This is a genomic window from Mesorhizobium sp. WSM4845 (assembly GCF_055811455.1).
This window is the reverse complement of record NZ_JBVVQA010000132.1, coordinates 1-239: the sequence shown is the minus strand read 5'-3', so window position 1 is coordinate 239 and position 239 is coordinate 1. Positions and strand designations below refer to the sequence as shown.

At 59.0% G+C, this 239-nt stretch carries 1 protein-coding gene; it reads left to right on the top strand.

All coding sequences use genetic code 11. The annotated features are described in order from the left end of the window. Window positions 1-39 precede the first annotated feature (39 nt). Window positions 40-239: class II aldolase/adducin family protein (locus tag AC0L2C_RS34315; protein WP_473525547.1), on the top strand; the 200-nt coding region annotated here is incomplete at its 3' end.

Here is a 239-nt window from a genome sequence, read left to right as displayed (position 1 = left end):
GGCAATCTGTCGGCTCGGGACCCTAGCACTGGCTTGGTCGTGATCAAACCCTCCGGAATGCGTTACGACGGTATGACTCCCGATGACATGGTCGTCGTCAACATTGAGGGCAAGATCATCGAAGGGGTCCGGGGACCGTCCTCGGACACGGCCTCTCACCTTTATGTGTATCGCCGGCATGATGACATTCGCAGCATCGTCCACACTCACTCCACCTTTGCTACCGCGTGGGCCGCCAC